This is a genomic window from Flavobacterium sp. RHBU_24 (assembly GCF_046613695.1).
GTDB lineage: Bacteria > Bacteroidota > Bacteroidia > Flavobacteriales > Flavobacteriaceae > Flavobacterium.
Map to the genome: position 1 here is coordinate 1 of NZ_JBKJHD010000017.1, position 18,963 is coordinate 18,963.

At 43.9% G+C, this 18,963-nt stretch carries 13 protein-coding genes; 2 read left to right on the forward strand and 11 right to left on the reverse strand.

Annotated features, from left to right (window positions below):
* Nucleotides 1-37: 37 nt before the first annotated feature.
* The 10 genes from pgi to ACLI09_RS14590 form a co-directional block, all read right to left on the reverse strand.
* Entirely contained in the window at nucleotides 38-1,681 is a 1,644-nt protein-coding gene (gene pgi / locus ACLI09_RS14545) for a glucose-6-phosphate isomerase (RefSeq protein WP_411420365.1), read from the reverse strand.
* Nucleotides 1,682-1,694: 13 nt separating this feature from the next.
* The gene (locus tag ACLI09_RS14550) at nucleotides 1,695-2,930 is read right to left on the reverse strand and encodes a peptidoglycan DD-metalloendopeptidase family protein (RefSeq protein WP_411420366.1); all 1,236 of its coding nucleotides are present in this window, start codon (nucleotides 2,928-2,930) and stop codon (nucleotides 1,695-1,697) included.
* An 11-nt stretch (nucleotides 2,931-2,941) separates the two neighbouring features.
* Nucleotides 2,942-3,874 (reverse strand): tryptophan 2,3-dioxygenase family protein, encoded by a 933-nt coding sequence (locus tag ACLI09_RS14555; protein ID WP_411420367.1) that lies wholly within the window; start codon nucleotides 3,872-3,874, stop codon nucleotides 2,942-2,944.
* A gap of 5 nt (nucleotides 3,875-3,879) precedes the next feature.
* A complete protein-coding gene (locus ACLI09_RS14560; protein WP_411420368.1) occupies nucleotides 3,880-4,647 on the reverse strand; it encodes a DUF3108 domain-containing protein in 768 nt (255 codons plus the stop codon).
* 305 nt (nucleotides 4,648-4,952) lie between these two features.
* Nucleotides 4,953-6,113, reverse strand: coding sequence for a 4-hydroxyphenylpyruvate dioxygenase (gene hppD, locus ACLI09_RS14565; protein ID WP_411420369.1), 1,161 nt, complete (start codon nucleotides 6,111-6,113; stop codon nucleotides 4,953-4,955).
* A 278-nt stretch (nucleotides 6,114-6,391) separates the two neighbouring features.
* Nucleotides 6,392-7,549 carry a homogentisate 1,2-dioxygenase gene (locus tag ACLI09_RS14570; protein ID WP_411420370.1) on the reverse strand — a complete coding sequence of 386 codons (1,158 nt, stop codon included), beginning with the start codon at nucleotides 7,547-7,549 and terminating at the stop codon, nucleotides 6,392-6,394.
* Between the two features lie 702 nt (nucleotides 7,550-8,251).
* Entirely contained in the window at nucleotides 8,252-8,506 is a 255-nt protein-coding gene (locus ACLI09_RS14575; RefSeq protein WP_411420371.1) for a Txe/YoeB family addiction module toxin, read from the reverse strand.
* Nucleotides 8,503-8,754: a type II toxin-antitoxin system Phd/YefM family antitoxin gene (locus ACLI09_RS14580; protein WP_411420372.1), complete on the reverse strand. Its 252-nt coding sequence runs from the start codon at nucleotides 8,752-8,754 to the stop codon at nucleotides 8,503-8,505. Before ACLI09_RS14580 ends, ACLI09_RS14575 begins: the two co-directional genes overlap by 4 nt.
* A gap of 112 nt (nucleotides 8,755-8,866) precedes the next feature.
* Nucleotides 8,867-11,620, reverse strand: a complete 2,754-nt coding sequence (locus ACLI09_RS14585; protein ID WP_411420373.1) for a TrlF family AAA-like ATPase — start codon at nucleotides 11,618-11,620, stop codon at nucleotides 8,867-8,869.
* A gap of 141 nt (nucleotides 11,621-11,761) precedes the next feature.
* Nucleotides 11,762-12,724: a succinylglutamate desuccinylase/aspartoacylase family protein gene (locus ACLI09_RS14590; RefSeq protein ID WP_411420374.1), complete on the reverse strand. Its 963-nt coding sequence runs from the start codon at nucleotides 12,722-12,724 to the stop codon at nucleotides 11,762-11,764.
* 190 nt (nucleotides 12,725-12,914) lie between these two features.
* Between ACLI09_RS14590 and uvrC the strand changes: the two genes are divergently transcribed.
* A complete protein-coding gene (gene uvrC / locus ACLI09_RS14595) occupies nucleotides 12,915-14,711 on the forward strand; it encodes an excinuclease ABC subunit UvrC (protein WP_411420375.1) in 1,797 nt (598 codons plus the stop codon).
* 230 nt (nucleotides 14,712-14,941) lie between these two features.
* Complete coding sequence (locus ACLI09_RS14600; RefSeq protein WP_411420376.1) at nucleotides 14,942-17,146, forward strand: patatin-like phospholipase family protein; 2,205 nt, start codon at nucleotides 14,942-14,944, stop codon at nucleotides 17,144-17,146.
* 354 nt (nucleotides 17,147-17,500) lie between these two features.
* On the opposite strand, the gene ACLI09_RS14605 is transcribed toward ACLI09_RS14600, so the two are convergent.
* The gene (locus ACLI09_RS14605; RefSeq protein WP_411420377.1) at nucleotides 17,501-18,889 is read right to left on the reverse strand and encodes an OmpA family protein; all 1,389 of its coding nucleotides are present in this window, start codon (nucleotides 18,887-18,889) and stop codon (nucleotides 17,501-17,503) included.
* Nucleotides 18,890-18,963 lie beyond the last annotated feature (74 nt).

Consider the following 18,963-nt stretch of genomic DNA (forward strand, 5'->3'; position numbering starts at 1 on the left):
GTCAGGAGGCGTTCAAATATCATGTTTTCGATAAAATCTACTTCTCCGCTAAAAACGCTTTAACCAAAAACGTAGTAGACCCATCGTGCGTTTTAACATTGCCCGATTTTATTTCATCAAGGATAGAGTTGGCCAGCTGCTTGCCCAGCTCTACACCCCACTGGTCGTAGCTGAAGATGTTCCAGATAACGCCCTGTACAAATATCTTGTGCTCATACAGCGCCACAAGGCTGCCCAGGGTTTCCGGGGTGAGCTTTTTAATCAGGAAGGTATTGGTGGGCTTGTTGCCGTTAAATACTTTAAATGGCGTAAGGTAATCTGCCTGCTCTTGGGACACGCCCGCTTTTTCAAACTCGGCGCGTACTTTAGCTTCGGTCTTGCCGCTAAGTAAGGCTTCGGTTTGCGCGAAGAAGTTACTCATCAGCTTTTCGTGGTGGTCGGCATTACCGTATAGCGGCTGCGCGAAACCAATAAAATCTGTTGGTATAAGCTTGGTGCCCTGGTGTATCAGCTGGAAGAAGGCATGCTGGCTGTTAGTACCCGGCTCACCCCAGATAATTGTACCCGTTTGGTAATTAACCGGCTGGCCGTCGCGGCCTATGCTCTTGCCGTTACTCTCCATAATGCCCTGTTGCAGGTACGGGGCCAGCTTTTGCAGGTACTGTGTATACGGGATAAGCGCTTCGCTCTCGGCCCCAAAGAAGTTATTGTACCACACGCTTATCAGCGCAAGCACCACCGGAAGGTTCTGGTCAAACTCGGTATTCTTAAAGTGCTCGTCCATTTTATTGGCACCTTTAAGCAGGCTGTCAAAATTATCGTACCCTACCGCGAGGGCAATGGTAAGGCCCACGGCGCTCCATAAAGAGAAACGTCCGCCCACCCAGTCCCACATCGGGAATATATTTTCTTCGGCAATGCCAAATTCGGTAACCTTTTTAATATTGGTAGATACCGCTACAAAGTGCTTGGCTACATCTTCCGCCGTAGCGCTTTGAAGGAACCATTTGCGTGCGCTTTCGGCATTAGTAAGTGTTTCCTGCGTGGTAAAGGTTTTAGAGGCTACCACAAACAGTGTAGTCTCCGGGTTAAGCCCCTTAAGGCTTTCTGAAACGTGGTCGCCGTCTACGTTAGAGATAAACCTTACGTTAAGCTGGTTCTTGTAATATTTAAGCGACTGTACCACCATATCAGGACCCAGGTCAGAGCCGCCTATGCCGATGTTTACCACATCGGTAAAGGGCTTGCCTGTATAGCCTTTAAGCTCTCCGTTTATAACTTTGCCTGTAAATTCTTTAATCTTATTTTTTACGGCATATACTTCGGGTATTACATTAACGCCGTCTACCAGTATTTCGGCACTTTCAGGCGCGCGAAGTGCGGTGTGCAATACGGCACGTCCTTCGGTACGGTTTATGGCCTCGCCGCCAAAGTAAGCGTCTATAGCGCCTTTAAGTCCTACCTGTGTTGCAAGGTCCTGAAGGAGGGCGAATGTTTTCTCGTTAGCTATGTTCTTTGAATAATCTACCAGGAAATCGTTCCACTTAATGTGGAATTTCTCTGCACGCCGGGGGTCTGCGGCAAACATTTCCTGCATAGAGGAATGCTGCATTTCTGTAAAGTGGTCGGTCAGGGCCTGCCATGCGGCGGTAGTGGTGGGGTTAACGTTTTGTAAGGCCATTTCTTCTTTGTTTTTATTGGGATTTAAATTTTATATCAGCTATGCTGTCCAGCTCTTTTTTAAGCGGGCTTGTTTCGGCTAAATAGCGGGGCTTGTACTTGTCTTTCATAGGCATTGAGTTGGGCAGTTTTTGCCTGAGGGCATCTACCTGCACGCCGTTTTTCCAGAAGCGGTAGCACACATGCGGTCCCGTAGCAAGGCCGGTGCTGCCCACCAGGCCTATGGTTTGCCCCTGGGTAACATGCTGCCCGTTGCGCACCAGTATCCTGCTCATGTGCAGGTACTGTGTGGTATAGGTGCCGTTGTGCTTCACTTTTACATAATTGCCGTTGCCCGATGTATAGCCCGCCTGTATAACCGTGCCGGTGGCAGTTGTCATAATCGGTGTACCGGTAGGCGCGGCATAGTCGGTACCGTTGTGTGCCTTCCATTTCATTTGTACGGGATGGAAGCGGTGCGGCGAAAACCGCGACGTAATGTGGCTGAACTTTAGCGGCGCTTTCAGGAACATGCTTTTTAGTACCTTCCCTTCCTCATCATAGTACTGTACTTTGTCGGTTGCTTCGGGTTTAAACGGGAACGCGTAGATGCGCTTGCCCTTATATTCAAAAAACGACGATTCGATATTTTCTACCCCGGCGTAAATGGTATCACTTATATATTTTTCATTTACCGCTATCGCAAATTTATCACCTTTTTGTATTTTAAAAAAGTCGATGCTCCAGGCATATATTTCGCTGAGTTCCTGTGTAAGGGCAGGGCTTGCCCCGGCTTTGCCCAAGGTTTCGGCTAACGATCCTTCTATCTCTGCTGCAATAATGCGGCGTTTTACGGTAACGGGTTTTACCGTCTTTACTACTTTTGGGATGCTATCCCTTAAATCCACTACATAATAGCTGAACTTATCCGGCTCGTAGATAAACATTTTAAGCGCATTTGGCGCTTTTTTGTCTTTAAACAGTGTAAAAGGCTTGCCCACGCGTATGTCGCGCAGGTTAAAGGTATCTTTAATATGCTCGGTAATATTGTGTATTGCGGCGGCATCGTAGCCTTCTTGGCCCAAAAGGCCGCCAAAGGTATCGCCGGATTGTATGGTGTCGTGTACTACCTTAAAATCATTAACCACATAGCCGAACTCTTTTTTTATGGCCGGTTTTTTTACGGCTGCCTTTTGTGGTCCGGGTTGTGTTTCCTTATTGTTACAGGCGGTTAATGCAAGTAGGGACAGTATGAATAAAAAATATCTCAATGCTGTTCTTTTTATACGTTTTCTCCCCAGTTGCGCAGTTCCTCTTCGCTCCAAAGTTCAGGGAAAAATATCCTTCGTTGGTATTTTGGGTGCATATATTTTTTCCAGTCGCTGCCGCCGGTTGCTTCCTGGGGGCCGCTTGTGCTCTCAATATATTTTTTAGCCGTGTTAAGGTGCTGCATTACCCAGGTAACGTTTACGGTATAGTCATAATGGCGCATGGCGGCTACAAGTTCCGGGTTTGCCTGTGCCTCGGGCGATAGCTGCTTAAACTTGCGCCAGATGTTTATGGTATTGTATTTTTCCATAAAGCGGATGAACTCGCCTTTGTACTTACGCTCAAACTCGGCCAGCAAGTAGCTCTTTTCCCCTGTATAGTAATCTTTTCCGGCCGCCTGCCAGTACAGGTGTTCCAGGGCATGCTCGTATGGGGTATCGCGGTCAATATTATGGCGGAAACGGTAGTCGATAAGGTTGATAAGATCGGTACTGGCAAATTCTATCAGCCGGTACTGCGCACTCTGGAAACCGCTGGCCGGGGTTAGCGTATTGCGGAATTTCATATACTGGCTTACCTCCATGCCATCGCCCATAATATCAAACGATGTGGTAAGCATATCAAAATAGCGGCTTATGCGGCGCAGTTTTTCGGTAAAAAATGCGGTTTCGGGCGTTTCGGTTTCGCAAAGCTGCTCAACCTCCCATAGTATCATTTTAAACAGAAGCTCGTTTATCTGGTGGTACATTATAAATACCATTTCGTCCGGCAGCACTGTACGCTGCGTTTGCAAATTAAGCAGGGCATCAGTCTGGATGTAATCCCAATAGGTTATCGGTTTAGACCAAAGCAGGCCTTCAAGGTGTGTTTCGGTTTTCTGGCCTATGGCCTGGAATTTTTTTTCCAGTTCGTCAATTTTTGCCGCTATTGGTGATGTTATCTCCATCCGTTTTATTTTGCTTTTATCTTAAAAGTATGGGCCAGGCCTTTATATTCCTCAAGGTCGGCCTTAAGTGAACCTACCGCCAGCTCTGCTTTTATACGAAGTGGTACTTTATTGTCGTCGTCTGATATCCAAACGGTTAAACTTTCCTGTTCCTTAAATACCCTGCCTGCCTGTACATAAGGGCGGAATATCATGGTAGAAACGGTTCCAAATTTAGTGCTTATATCTTCCCTGCCAAGGAATTTAAGCTTAAATTTTGTTACTTCGTCGTCAAAAAACATATCTACGCTTATCGATTCGCCTGCCTTTAATTTATCTACGCCAGGGTGGTTCCTCAGGTAGTAGAATACCGATACAATATCCTGCACGTTTTCGGTTACGGCAAAGGTAGCCTGTTTTTTGTGTTTATAGTCTTTTACAAGCACAGTATTGTTAGCCTGGTTAAAAAAACCTTCCTGGCTTTTAGTGTATCCGCCCTCGTCTATTTTACGCACAAACTGGTAAGGCTGCCCGGTAGTTTTATCAAAATAGCTTTCATAATTGTCTGTAACTTTAAAAAAGAATTTTGTCATGCCTGTAGTATAGCCATTGCCCACCACGTGGTGTACTTTTTTGCCCTCGCGGGTGGCCTCCTTAAGTTCCAGTGTAGCATAGCCGGCATTAACCACGCCGTAGTGTATGCGGAATTTAAAATATTCGCCGGTTTTAAAAGCATCCTGCGAAAAAGCATCGCCCATGGCAAAAAACATGATAACTGCTATCAATCTTCTCATAGTAATTTTTCTTTTCTGGTGTGTTGGTACTGACAAATGCAATTTCTGTTCCAAAAATAAGCAAACAAAAAAACCCAGTCAAAACAATGACCGGGTTTTTATGCTATTAACCAACCAAAAACTATAAATTATGAAAAACTCAACTGCCTTAAAAACCGAAGTTTAATGCATCTCTTTTTTCCGGGTGCAAATGTACAGGCTTTTGTTGCAATATTGTTTGTGGAAAATCAACTTTAACACATTATTATCAATAACATAAATTTTAAGGCAGGTAATATTGTGAACTGTTTAAAAAATAAGAAATTTTATAATGTACCCCGCAATTCCTGTTCGCGTTCTATGCTTTCAAAAAGCGCCTTGAAGTTACCCGCGCCAAATCCACGGGCACCCATGCGCTGGATAATTTCGTAAAACAGGGTAGGGCGGTCTTCCACCGGCTTGGTGAAAATCTGCAACAGGTAGCCTTCTTCATCGGCATCTACCATAATGCCCAGTTTTTGTATTTCTTTGATGTCTTCTTTAAATGCACCACGGTGCGCGCCCAAACGTTCAGGCACTGCATCATAATAGGCCTGTGGCGGCGCTGATAAAAATTCTATGCCGCGCGACTTAAGGTCAGACACTGTTTTGATAATATCATCGGTAGCGATGGCAATGTGCTGCACGCCGGGGCCTCCGTAAAAATCAAGATATTCTTCAATCTGCGATTTCTTTTTGCCTTCTGCTGGCTCATTGATAGGGAACTTTATACGGCCGTTGCCGTTGCTCATTACCTTACTCATAAGCGCCGAATATTCTGTTGTAATCTGCTTATCGTCAAAGGAAAGGAAGTTTACAAAGCCCATAACCTCCTCATACCATTTCACCCAGGTATTCATTTCGTTCCAGCCCACGTTGCCCACCATGTGGTCTACATACTTAAGGCCGGTAGGGGCGGGATTGTAGTCGCTTTTCCATTCTTTATAGCCCGGCAGGAAGGTACCGTTGTAGTTTTTGCGCTCTACAAACATGTGTACGGTTTCGCCATAGGTATAGATGCCCGAGCGTACTACTTCGCCAAATTCATCGCTCTCAACGGTGGGTTCCATATACGGTTTTGCGCCGCGCTTCGTTGTCTCTTCAAACGATTTGCGTGCGTCTTCTACCCAAAGCGCCACTACTTTTACACCGTCGCCGTGCTTGGCAATGTGCTTGTTCAGCTCGCTTTCTTCAGTAAGCGGGGAGGTAAGCACCAGGCGGATTTTACCCTGCTGCAGCACGTAGCTGGCACGGTCGCGCACGCCGGTTTCAAGCCCTGCGTAGGCCAGCGACTGGTAGCCGAAAGCGGTTTTATAATAGTGCGCCGCCTGCTTGGCGTTACCCACTATAAATTCTACATAATCAGTGCCCATTAGCGGCAAAAAGTCCTGCGCGCCTTCAAATATTTTCTCTAATCCGTATTCTACGTTTTTAACTTCTTTTTCCATAAAGTTTATTATTTTGTTAACTGACATGGTGTCAGCGGTTGTGTTGTTGCCCAATTTCCGGACGGCGGTTTTCCATTTCGACCGGAGCGCAGCGAAGTGGAGAAATCTCTAGATAATTAACGACCGAGATTTCTCCCTATCGCTCGAAATGGAAAACCACCCCACCCTACGGGCACCCCTCCGAAGGAGGGGAATAGCTTCACTCGTACTTAATTCAAACCGGATATCAGGTCCGAGTGAAGCTGTTCCCTCCCTTGTGGGGAGGGCCAGGGAGGGGGTTACTCCACCCAGCTTTTATAATACTGCCCATCATCCAGCCCCATGGCTTCTTCGGTTACCATAAGCGGGCGGAACGTATCTACCATTACGGCCAGTTCTTCGGTTACGGTTTTGCCTATGCTGCGCTCCATAGCACCGGGCGCCGGGCCGTGCGGAATGCCTTTGGGGTGCAGCGTTATGTGGCCCTGCTCTATGTTGTTGCGGCTCATAAAATCGCCGTCTACGTAGTACAGTACCTCGTCGCTGTCTATGTTGCTGTGGTTGTAAGGCGCGGGTATGCTCTTAGGGTGGTAGTCGTACAGCCTGGGGCAGAACGAGCACACCACAAACCCGCTGGTTTCAAAGGTTTGGTGTACCGGAGGCGGCTGGTGTACACGGCCTGTAATAGGCTCAAAATCATGTATGCTAAAGGCGTAGGGGAAGTTGTAACCGTCCCAGCCTATTACGTCAAACGGGTGCGTGGCATACACCACCTCGTGCATCATGCCTTCTTTTTTAATCTTGATCAGGAAGTCGCCTTTATCGTCGTGCGTTTCCAGCTCGGTAGGCATGCGGAAGTCACGCTCACAAAACGGCGAATGCTCCAGGTGCTGGCCACTGGCGTTTTTGTAACGCTTTGGCGTATAGATAGGTGCGGTAGATTCCACATAAAAAATGCGGTTATCGGTAGTGTCAAAATCGATCTGGTAAATCATCCCACGGGGAATGATAAGGTAGTCTCCGTAGCCGAACGGAATGTTGCCCATGAGGGTGCGCAGCGTGCCGGAACCCCTGTGAATAAAGAGCATCTCATCCGAATCGGCATTTTTGTAGAAGTAGCTACGAAGCGATTCCTGCGGCGCGGCCAGCCCTATGATGCAGTCGCGGTTAACCAGCATGGCCTTGCGGCTGTCCAAAAAATCGACTTCGGGTTTTAGTTCAAAGCCTTTGAGCAGCAGCGATTTAATGTTCTTGTCGATCGCTATTTTTGGTTCAACGGAGTAGCTTTTCAGTATCTCCTTTACCTGGGTGGGGCGGTGCACATGGTACAGCAATGCACTGTGCCCGTGGAAGCCCTCAGTACCAAACAGTTGCTCGTAGTACAGCCCGCCGTCCGGCTTTTCAAACTGGGTGTGCCGCTTGTGCGGGATGTTGCCAAGTTTATGATATAGAGGCATATAGGTTATGATTAAGTATTAAACAATGTAAGCAGTGCAGGCATACTGCTTCACTCCGGATTACGCTTTATCAGGAACTTAAGGTACGGCAATAAACCCGGCCATTGCATTTTCATGTAACAAATATCGGAAAAATTTAATTTTGCATTTGTTTTTTGAGGTAAAAATAAATATTCGGCAATGTTAAACGTTTTAGCGCTGATGGGATTGTGATATTGATAACAAAAGTCTGTAGGTTTGGTGAAATTGGTCTGGCTTGCATGGATTTTTATTGCGTGTACACGAAAATATCACAAAATTTTTTCCAGCAGCGAAATGCTCCACTTTTTGCTTCACAAAACAGCTGAAATGTTTCACAATGCCAAAGATGATAAAAAACACAAATCTTTAAAAAACAGCATCTTAAAGAATTTTTTTTTCCACAACCATTCCACAATGCCTATTAATAATTTCACTGAACAACCGCCTTCAGTACGCTGCACGGTTTATTTGTTTACGGGTTTTAGTTGTTGGTTGTCGGTTGTTGGTTGTCGGCAGCTTCAATCAAATTAATTTTACTGAACGATTGCCTTCAGTACTTTGCCCGAAAGGGTGCCGTAACTTTGCAGGGTGGTTGTCGGTTGTTGGTTGTCGGTTGTTGGGAGGTTCACTCGGGCTGTCACTGCGGGTGGTGGTACGGAGCGCGGCGGTCTATTATCAAAACTAATAATGATACCGGCAGGCAATAATCAAAAGCGTTTCGTTTTCTATAGTATATACCAGCCGGTGCTCGCCGTCTATCCTTCGGGACCAGTAGCCCTGAAGTTCGTGCTTAAGCGGTTCGGGGTTGCCAATGCCTTCAAACGGGGTGCGCAGTGTGCTTTTAATAAGTTCGTTAATGCGCCTGAGTTTGGCTTTATCGGTTTGCTGCCAGTTAACGTAGTCGTTCCAGCTGGTTGTCGTCCAGGTTAACCTCATTCGGGCAGCAATTCGTTTTCGATGGTTTTTCCAGCCTTTGCCTCTTGTACTGAGTTTAGGAGTACATCCCTGTTTTTGCCGGAAAGCAGGTATTGAGTTTCTTTAAGCGAATTGTATTCGTCTAACGAAATCAGCACAAGATCTTTATTGTTTTTGCGGGTTACAATAATTTCTTCAACATCATCCACAACTATATCCAGCCATTTTTTAAGGTTGAGTCTCAGGTCGGTATAATTAATTACTTTCATAGCACAAATATATAAAATTATTAATTACGTACTTAAATAATATATTGGCTGAAATTCGTTTCAGCTCGCGGCGTTGGTCTATTTGATTATTAATATGCAAGTAATTTCAAAACTACTTAAATCCATATTTCTTTTCTCTTTTTTTGAATGCGATTTCTCCTCCTTCTACTATATCTGCGATGTGCTCTCTTATTCCCATAGATTTTAATAAATCGGTATTATTGTTTTTTGGGGATGAATTTTCCAAAGCGCCATTGATATAATCGAACTTATACAGACTTGTACTTTCGATATCGTTCTGACCTTTCTGATTTGCTACAATAATATTTTCTGCATCTCCGTTAACCACTATATTGGGATTATGAGTGACTAAAATGATTTGGCGTTCTTTCTTTTTATCTTTCAAAAAATCAACCAGTTCTTTTGAAACTGATCTATTATCTAGATTATCTTCTGGTTGGTCAATCAATATAGGCCCTTTTTCTCTACTCAATTTAATCATTAGTTGCAGCAAAACAAAACTTGCTTTACCCGTAGACATTTCATGGATATCGTCTCCTTGAGATTTTACATCCCAATGATCAAAAAAGAAATCTGTAAATATTTTTTTAACAGCATCTTTTTCAGTGTTTCCGCCTTTTGGGAGCAAGATTTTTTTTTCGATTTTTTCGAAAACAACCTTGATAGAGTTTTCAATTTGTTGATACTCTACCTGAGCTAGAGCAGATTTTGGATTTTTATCCCAATACTGATATAGATAATCAAAATCGTGGTTATTAAATCCTCTACCATCGAAAATACTATCTGCTAATCTTCGAAATTTTGGAAAGTTATATTTGATTGTTGGTAGGATTTCAATTTTATTAGTCTCTCCTTCAATATCAGAAATACGGCGTTTTAAATCTTTAATTATTTTCTCATACAATTTAAAGTTTTCAGCAAAATCCCTGAAAATTTTTTCCTTTTGAGATTTTATGGCTGATTTGTTAGTTTCAATTTCCTTTTCAAATTGTTTAATTTCTGACGTTTTAGTTTCGTCTTCACTTATACTTTTTTGTAAAGCTGCTACTTGGTTTTGGTTTTCTATTTTATCATTAAACGGTTTTAATTTCGCCTCAACTTCTCCCTTCTCTTTCGCTATTTTTGCTACTTCCGCTGCAAATACTGAACCTGTAGCAAATTTATCCTCGTCTTTGGTGAATTGAGTTGCAATTTCATTTATGCTGCTTAAAGCATCGTCAACAAATTGTAATTTATCTGAATACGCAACTTTTATGTCAGCGTTTTGTATAGAGTCTAAAACAATTACTTTTTTACTACGAAGTTCTATTAAGGAACTTTTTAAATTAGACAGATAATTGTTTAATTTTTCGAAATCTAAATTAATTTGATTTTCTTCAATGACCAAATTATTGGAATTTTCGATAAGCTCATTATATTCAGTTAATTCATCAGTTGTGAAATCCCTATTTAATTCATCAATTTTTTGTTTGCTAAAAGCTATGCCTTCTTCTAAAGCTTTAGTATCCCCTTTAGTAAGCAATTCTTTCTCTTTTTTATCCAGTTCGTTTTTTAAAGAGTAATAATACTCAATATCCTGGTTTCGCTGGTTGTCGTTTCTCTTTGCTTGCGAAACAAATTCATCATATTTTAACTGGTATTCAGGTTCTTCTAATATTAAACCCCGGATTAATTTCTTTAAAGTGTTACCGTTTTTTCTGCTTCTGTCAACAAGATTAGAGAGATGATTTTGGGGTATATATTTTATACTAGGCAATATACTGGATTGAGTTTGCCGGTCATTTTTTGACTGACTACTCCCTGAATAAAGCTCCAGACAAAAATTATGATTTGCGTCATCAGTATTCAGCTCATATAAATCTTTTTCTTGAGCATCTTCTACATCCTTATATCGTAAAACTTTATCAAAGGGGTCTGAATATAAAGTCTTGGCGATTTCATATAGGAGGATTGACTTTCCAGATGATTTCCCTCCAATAATCACATTTAAGTTTTTGTTGAAATATATTGGCTCAGGTGTAAATCTGCTTTTTGAAGAAGTAAAAACTACTTTTTTAATCATTAAAGTTTCTAACTTTTCAGACTCGGGCATTTCTTTCTGAATTCTTACACGTTCTTCCGGTTCATAAATGATTTGCTTCAGCCCTTCAAATGTAGGTTGTGCTTTAATCCATGTAAATTTTTTCCCAATATGATCTAGTGAATGTGCATCGCTATTTTGTAACAGTGGCATCTTATGTGATAACCAAAACTTCCTATCATCTTCAATATTTTTTATAGAATCGGTTGAATGAATTATTAAATCAGATTTTTTGCATATTTTTTCATAATTGGAACTGGTTCTAGCAGTACCTTTCCCCCTAGATAAAAAACCTATTAAGAATTTTTCATGTAACCCATTTGATTCTTCATTAAGACAATCTAACAAATCATCAAAACTTACAACCGCTTTGTCGAAATCATCGGGTGAATGAATATCAATTAACTTTTTATTGCTCCCATTGATATTAACTTTCATATTCATTAAAAACCTTTGCAAGTTTTCTTTCTTGATTTCATTGGAGAAGATAACGTGTAGGTCTATGCAGTCAGCTTCTTTATTTTGATAGTCAAGCCTTAATTCTAAGTTCAGAAAGGTAATAATACCTCTGCTTTCTAACTTTTCTTTTAATTCATATTCTCTATCATCAAACCTAAAGTAATTTGTTAAACCAATACAAGAAATATTTTCATGGACTATTTTGGTTATAAAATCTTCATCTGTTGAAGTATATTTATTTAGAAAAGTATATGGAGAATGAAGATGTAAATCCCACTTCCTCCATTCGGAACCTCTATTTTGCATTTGGTACTGAAGTTGGTTAATGTAGCTGAAAATTTGTTGGTAGTATAAACCTACAAAAAAAAATTAACAAAACATAAAAACTATTTGATATTAAGTGTTTATGCTTTTGAAAACCTAATTCAATACACCTGAACAATCCCCTCACCCCACCCTCATACTGATATGAAAAATAGCATCGCCCTGATATACAATGGGCGCGTCGTTACTATTGATGATGTAGCCGCTGTGCGGGGCGCGCACCTTCTTTTCAAACTTGCCAAACGGGTCGGTAATATGGGCAATAACCTCGCCTTTGGTCACAAACTGCCCTGCCTTAATATGGTTCTGGAACAGGCCTGAATTTCGTGCACGCAACCATACCGATGTGAGTATGTAAATGGGGGGTGCAGGGGCGGGGTGAGCCGTTTTTTTAGCATTCAGCATGTTGAGGTGGTTTAAAAAACGCTTGGCGCCCTGCACGCCTTCCTCGGTAATCTCCGGGTTAAGGTCCATCGACTTGCCGCCTTCAAACAGCAGCATCTTTACGCCCAGCTTGCTGCTCGCATTGCGAAACGACCCTGTTATGTTCTTGCTGTACAGTGTGAAGGGCGCGTTAAACACGTCGCTCAACTCCTTCAGTTCGGGGTTGTTAGGCACAATGCGTATCTGCGGGGCATTAAAGCGGCAGGCGCCACCGGCATGAAAATCAACGGCATAGTCTACGTGCGGCACTATTTCTTTTATGAGGTGGTAAGCAAAGCGGCTGGCCAGCGAACCCATCCTGCTGCCGGGAAACACCCGGTTAAGGTCGCGCCCGTCGGGGAACTCGCGGCTTTTGTTGATGAAGCCAAAAATATTAACCACCGGTATGCAGATGATGGTGCCGCGCGATGGCTTGTTTACCTTGCGGGTAATAATCTGGCGTACAATCTCGGTACCGTTTATCTCGTCGCCGTGCAGACCGGCAGAGAACAGCACCACCGGCCCGTCCAGTTTTGCCCGCTCTACAATTACGGGAATTTTCAGCTTGGTCATGGTGTGCAGGCGGGCAATTTCCATGTTAAGGGTTTTGCTTTCGCCCGGCAGTATGGTTTCGCCCAGTATGGTAAGTTCTCGTGTGCTCATAAGCTGTTGTACATCGTGCGTTTTATGCTAACGTCAAGGTAACTGAAAAGGATATTGGTCCTGCAAAAGCGCCCTGTTTTACAGGGTATTCGTGTTAAAGCATAAAAATAATAAATTACAGCGGGTTAGGCGTAACATTTCGGCGGGTTTTATCGTTTTAATAAAACAATATGTTTAGTAACTTTGTTACATGCAAACGCCCTTAGAACTCCAGATACAAACATTGCCAGACAGCCCCGGCGTATACCAGTACTTTGATAAAGACGAAAAGCTGCTGTATGTGGGCAAGGCCAAAAACCTGAAAAAGAGGGTTATGTCCTACTTTAATAAGGTGCACGATAACGGCCGTACCCGTGTTATGGTCCGCAAAATTGTGGCTATAAAGCACATTGTGGTGCTTACCGAAAGCGAAGCCCTGCTGCTGGAAAACAACCTGATAAAAAAACTGCAGCCACGCTACAACGTGATGCTCAAAGACGATAAAACCTACCCGTGGATATGCATTAAGCGGGAGCCGTTTTCACGCATTTTCCCTACGCGGAATGTGATTAAGGACGGCAGCGAGTATTTTGGCCCGTATACCAGTTTCAAGACCGTGCACACGCTGCTCGACCTGATTAAGGAGCTGTACCCACTGCGTACCTGCAATTACGACCTGACACCTACTAATGTGCAGTCGGGCAAGTATAAAGTGTGCCTGGAATACCATATAGGCAACTGCAAAGGCCCCTGCGAAGGCCACGAACCGCTCGAAACCTACCAGCACCATGTAAACGCCATCCGCGAGATACTAAAGGGCAACTTTAAGGAGAGCCTCAAGGACTTTAAAAAGCTGATGACCGAACTGGCCATGGACATGCGCTTTGAGGAAGCCCAGCGTATTAAGGAGAAAATAGAGGTGCTGGAAAACTACCAGTCACGCAGCACGGTATTTAACCCAAGGATTAATAACCTCGACTGCTTTAGCATCATTAGCGATGAGACTATGGCCTATGTCAATTTTATACAGGTATCGCACGGCGCCATCATCCGGTCGCATACCATGGAGATTAAGAAAAAGCTCGACGAGCCCGATGAGGAACTTTTGGAACTTGCCGTGGTAGAACTGCGCGAGCGCTTTAACCTGGTAAGCCGTGAGGTACTGGCAACCTACGACATTAACCTTGGTGAAAATGTAACGGTAACGGTGCCAAAAATGGGCGATAAAAAGCAGATACTCGACATGAGCGAGCGCAATGCCAAATTCTACCGTATGGACCAGCTCAAGCAGGAAAAGATAGTAGACCCCGACAGGCATACCAACCGTATTATGGGCCAGATGAAAAAAGACCTGCGCCTGCCCGAGGAGCCACGCCACATAGAGTGTTTTGATAACAGTAACATCCAGGGTACAAACCCCGTGAGCGCCTGCGTGGTATTTAAGGACGGCAAGCCCAGCAAGAAAGATTACAGGCACTTCAACATAAAAACGGTGGAAGGCCCTAACGACTTTGCCAGTATGGAAGAGGTGGTGTACCGCCGCTATAAACGCCTGCTCGACGAGAACCAGCCGCTGCCCCAACTCATTATTATAGACGGCGGTAAGGGCCAGCTGAGCTCGGCGTTAAAAAGCCTGGAAGACCTCGGCCTTCGCGGAAAGATTACTATCTTAGGCATCGCCAAGAGGCTGGAGGAGATATTCTACCCCGGCGATTCGGTGCCGCTGTACCTCGATAAGAAAAGCGAAACACTTAAAATAATACAGCACCTGCGCAACGAGGCGCACCGCTTTGGCATTACGCACCACCGCGACAAGCGCAGCAAAGGTGCTTTGCAAACCAGCGTAGAGGCAATACCCGGCATTGGCGAAAAAACCATGGTCACCCTGATAAAGCATTTTAAATCGGTTAAGCGGATGAAGGCCGCGCCGGAGGAAGAGATTGCCAAAGTAGTAGGCCCCGCCAAGGCCAAAAAGATAACGGAGTTTTATAAGGAAACAGAGAAGTAAAGATTTAAGAGTAAAGATTTGGAAAGCTTACTGTGAAATTTCACCACAAGGTGCACAAAGATTTACACTAGGTTCACAAGGAAAACCGCCTTTTGCGGAAGAACACAAAGCGTTGTGTTCTCTCAGTATTCATCTTATATTCGCACAGCTTTGTGTCCCTTGTGAAAAAATCTTTGTGCACTTTGTGGTAAAAAATATTTAGCCAATAGGCAAAGTAAACAATAAAATAAATGAAAAAACTGCTGCTCCTGCTGCTGTGCCTCTCACTCACCAACCTGTGGGCACAACAGGAAAAAGCAAAACCTAAAGTGGGTGTTGTACTTAGCGGCGGCGGGGCAAAGGGCCTTGCCCATATAGGCGTGCTCAAGGTGCTTGAGGAGGCCGGCATTGAGGTGTCTTACATAGGCGGCACCAGCATGGGCGCTATTGTAGGCGGGTTGTATGCAGCAGGATATTCGGCTAAGGAACTCGATTCTATATTCCGCTCGCTGGATGCTGACGCCTTGCTGCGTGACTATACCCCTCGCAATGCCAAGAACTTTTTTGAAAAACGCAACGATGAACTGTACGCGCTGCAACTGCCGTTTAAAAATTTTAAGATAGGCTTTCCTACTGCTTTGTCAAAGGGGCTTTACAACTATACCACCGTTAACCGCCTTACTGACCATGTGCGCCACATACGCGATTTTAATAAGCTGCCCATACCCTTTGTGTGTATCGCTACCGATATAGAGACAGGGGAGGAAGTGGTACTGCGCAACGGCGTATTGCCCGATGCCATACTGGCCAGCGCTGCATTCCCTTCGCTCTACAGTCCGGTAGAAATTGATGGGCGCCTGCTTATAGACGGCGGGGTTACTAACAATTACCCTATTAAGGAAGTAAAGGATATGGGCGCCGACCTTATTATAGGGGTAGATGTGCAGGACCCGCTTAAAACCCGCGACCAGATTAACGGGGCCACGGGTGTGTTGGTGCAGATAAACAACTACCAGATGATAAAGCGGATGGAGGGCAACCGTAAAGCGACTGACATCTACATAAAACCCGATATCTCTAATTTTAGCGTGGTTTCGTTTGAAGAAGGGGCCAGCATTATTGACGAAGGTGAAAAAGCCGCACGCAAAATTTTAGACACGCTTGTAACCCTCGGCACCGGCAGGCCCGTAGCGAGGCCGACGCTCCCCGTGCAGGATTCTATCTACATAGAGCAGATACGTATTGCCGGGCTTAAAAATTATACGCGCTCCTATATTATCGGCAAACTTAACTTTAAGCCCGGCAATAAAATTACCTACAAAGCCCTTAACGATGGCCTGAGTACACTAAATGCCACCCAAAACTTTACCGCGCTAAGCTACTGCTTTGATAAAGGCGAAAAAGAAAATACCGAAATTTTAAAGCTCACCGTAAAAGAAAACCCGGTAAACCGCTTTATTAAATTTGGCCTCCACTACGACGCGTTGTATAAAAGCGCGGTATTAATAAACCTGACTGAAAAAAACCTGGTAAAGCGCAATGACGTGGCTTCGCTTGATATTATGCTGGGCGATAACTTCAGGTATAATTTTGATTATTATATAGACAACGGTTTTTACATTAGTTATGGCATACACTCGCATTACTATGACTTTAACCGCAACATTTCTGCCGATTATACTACGGGTTCGCTGGGCGCTGTAATAGGGGTAGATAATATGAACATCGAATTTAAGGATTTTACTAACCAGATGTATATACAAACCATTTTTGCGCAGCGCTTTTTATTAGGCGGCGGTGGCGAATTTAAACACATCAGGATAGAGTCTAATACGCTGCCGGGTGTAAACCCCCGCCTTGAAAACAGCGACTACGCCAGCGCATACGGTTACCTGAAGTTTGACTCTTATAACGACCGTTATTTCCCCTCAAAGGGCTACTTTTTTAGCGGCGAGGCCAAGGCATTCTTATACTCATCTGACTATACCAATGAATTTGAACGCTTTACCCAAATAAAAGGTGAAATAGGTACCGCCCAAACATTATTTGACCATGCTACCCTTATTTTAAAATCGGAAACCGGAATGGCATTTGGCGAAAACCGTGTGCCTACATTTGATTTTGTGTTGGGAGGCTATGGCTTTTATCCTAACAACAATTTCAGGCATTTTTATGGCTATGACTTCCTGAGCCTTTCGGGCAACAGCTACATAATGGGCAGCATTACCGCCGACTATGAGTTTTACCGCAAAAACCACCTTAACTTTACCGCAAATTATGCCAATGTAGGCAACAACTTGTATGAGGAAGGCAAGATGTTTTCAATACCGCAGTATAGCGGCTATGCCTTTGGCTACGGTATGGAAACCATAATAGGCCCCATTGAAGTAAAGCACAGCTGGAGCCCCGATACCCGTAAGCACTTTACCTGGGTTAGCGTAGGGTTTTGGTTTTAGGGGTTTCTTTTCAAATTTCTACCTGTATTATTTCTCATTCAGGCGTTCACGCTTAATATGCAAATCTATGCCTGCGCAAATGCCATTGAAATAATTCCATCAAAGCACTGCAATACGGTAAGTTGAACGTTGAGGCATACTGTCATGTCATACCTAAGATGTGCATTGTTAACCCAAAGGCGCACAGATGGCTTGTATTACTTTACGGGCACCAATACTTTCACAATGATTGATGCAAACACCAATTGCCTTACATCCAGGGGCGTGAAATGTACCTCGGTAGTTGCAAGCGTATACAAAAAAAAAACGCCCCCAAATTGGAGGCGTTTCTATATTTATATGGTTTACTTAAAACTATTCAGTTTTGATAAGTTTTACTTCAACCCTACGGTTTTGAGCTTTACCTTTTGCAGTTTTGTTACTTGCAACCGGTTTAGTTTCGCCAAAGCCTGTAGATGTTAACCTGTCTGACTGGATACCGTTTTCTACCAGGAAGTTTTTCACGGCACCGGCCCTGTTTTCAGAAAGCGTTTGGTTAAGCGCGTTGCTACCATCGCTGTCGGTATGTCCTTCAATGCTAAAGTTAGCTTGCGGATACTCTTTAAATATGGCTAGCATAGAGGCAAGTACCGGCATAGTTTCTTCTTTAAAGGTAGCTTTACCACTGTTAAACAGTATAGTACGTGCATACTCGTTAAGGCGTTTCATTACTTCTTCAGTAACTTCAGGACAACCACGGTTAGCAGAAGTACCTTTTACTTCAGGGCAAAGGTCATCTTTGTCTAATACACCGTCGCCATCAGTATCTGGCCATGGGCAGCCGCCGTTTTCTTTAGGGCCTGCTACAGTAGGGCATTTGTCATCTTTATCAGCAATACCATCGCTGTCTCCGTCAGGGCAGCCTTGTAGTTGTTTAAGGCCTGCTACTTCAGGACACGCATCAGATGCATCGGTAATACCGTCGCCGTCTGTATCAGGACAACCCTGGAATTCAGCAAGGCCGGCTACATCCGGGCAAGAGTCATTTTTATCGGCTATACCATCACCATCTGTGTCAGGGCATCCGTTAAATTGTTTAAGGCCTGCTACTTCAGGGCACTCATCGTCTTTGTCATAAATACCGTCACCGTCAGTATCTTTTCCGCCAAATTTAAAGGTAAGTCCGGCAAAGTGCTGTATGTGCCTTGGCACGTTAGCTTCTGCCTGGTCTTCAAACGTGTGTTTGTAAGTAGACTGTACAGTAAGGCCTATGTTTTCTGTAAACCAGAAGTTAACACCTATACCACCGTTTACAGTACCGTTACCGCTGTCGTCTAACCAGGTATAACCACCACCTACGTGAACGTATGGGTTAAACCAGCTTTTGTTAAGGAAGCCGTATTTAATGATACCGTCAGCGCCATAATAAGTAACATCGCCGGGGTTAGTAGTCATGTAGTCTTGTGTGCCCGGTGTACGGGTTACCACTTTGTCTATTTTGTTTACCGAACCGGTAACGCCAAATGTAAAGCCGCTGCCAATGTAGCGCGACACATTAACATAAGATATAGAAGGAAGGATATTCCAGTTTTCAGTTTTGAAATAACCTGAAAATTGGTCGCCTACTTCATTAGAGGCTCCGAAGCGTGTGCTTACGGCATTGGCACCGAAAGAGATAGCCCATGGGTTGTCTTCGTCCTGCGCCTGGGCATTTAATCCCAGCACCATCAGTGCAGCTACGAAAAGTTTGTTTAGATGTTTCATACTTTTTTGTTTAAATTACATATAGGTTATATACTACAAAATTACTTCGTTCCCCCATAACCACAAAACTAATT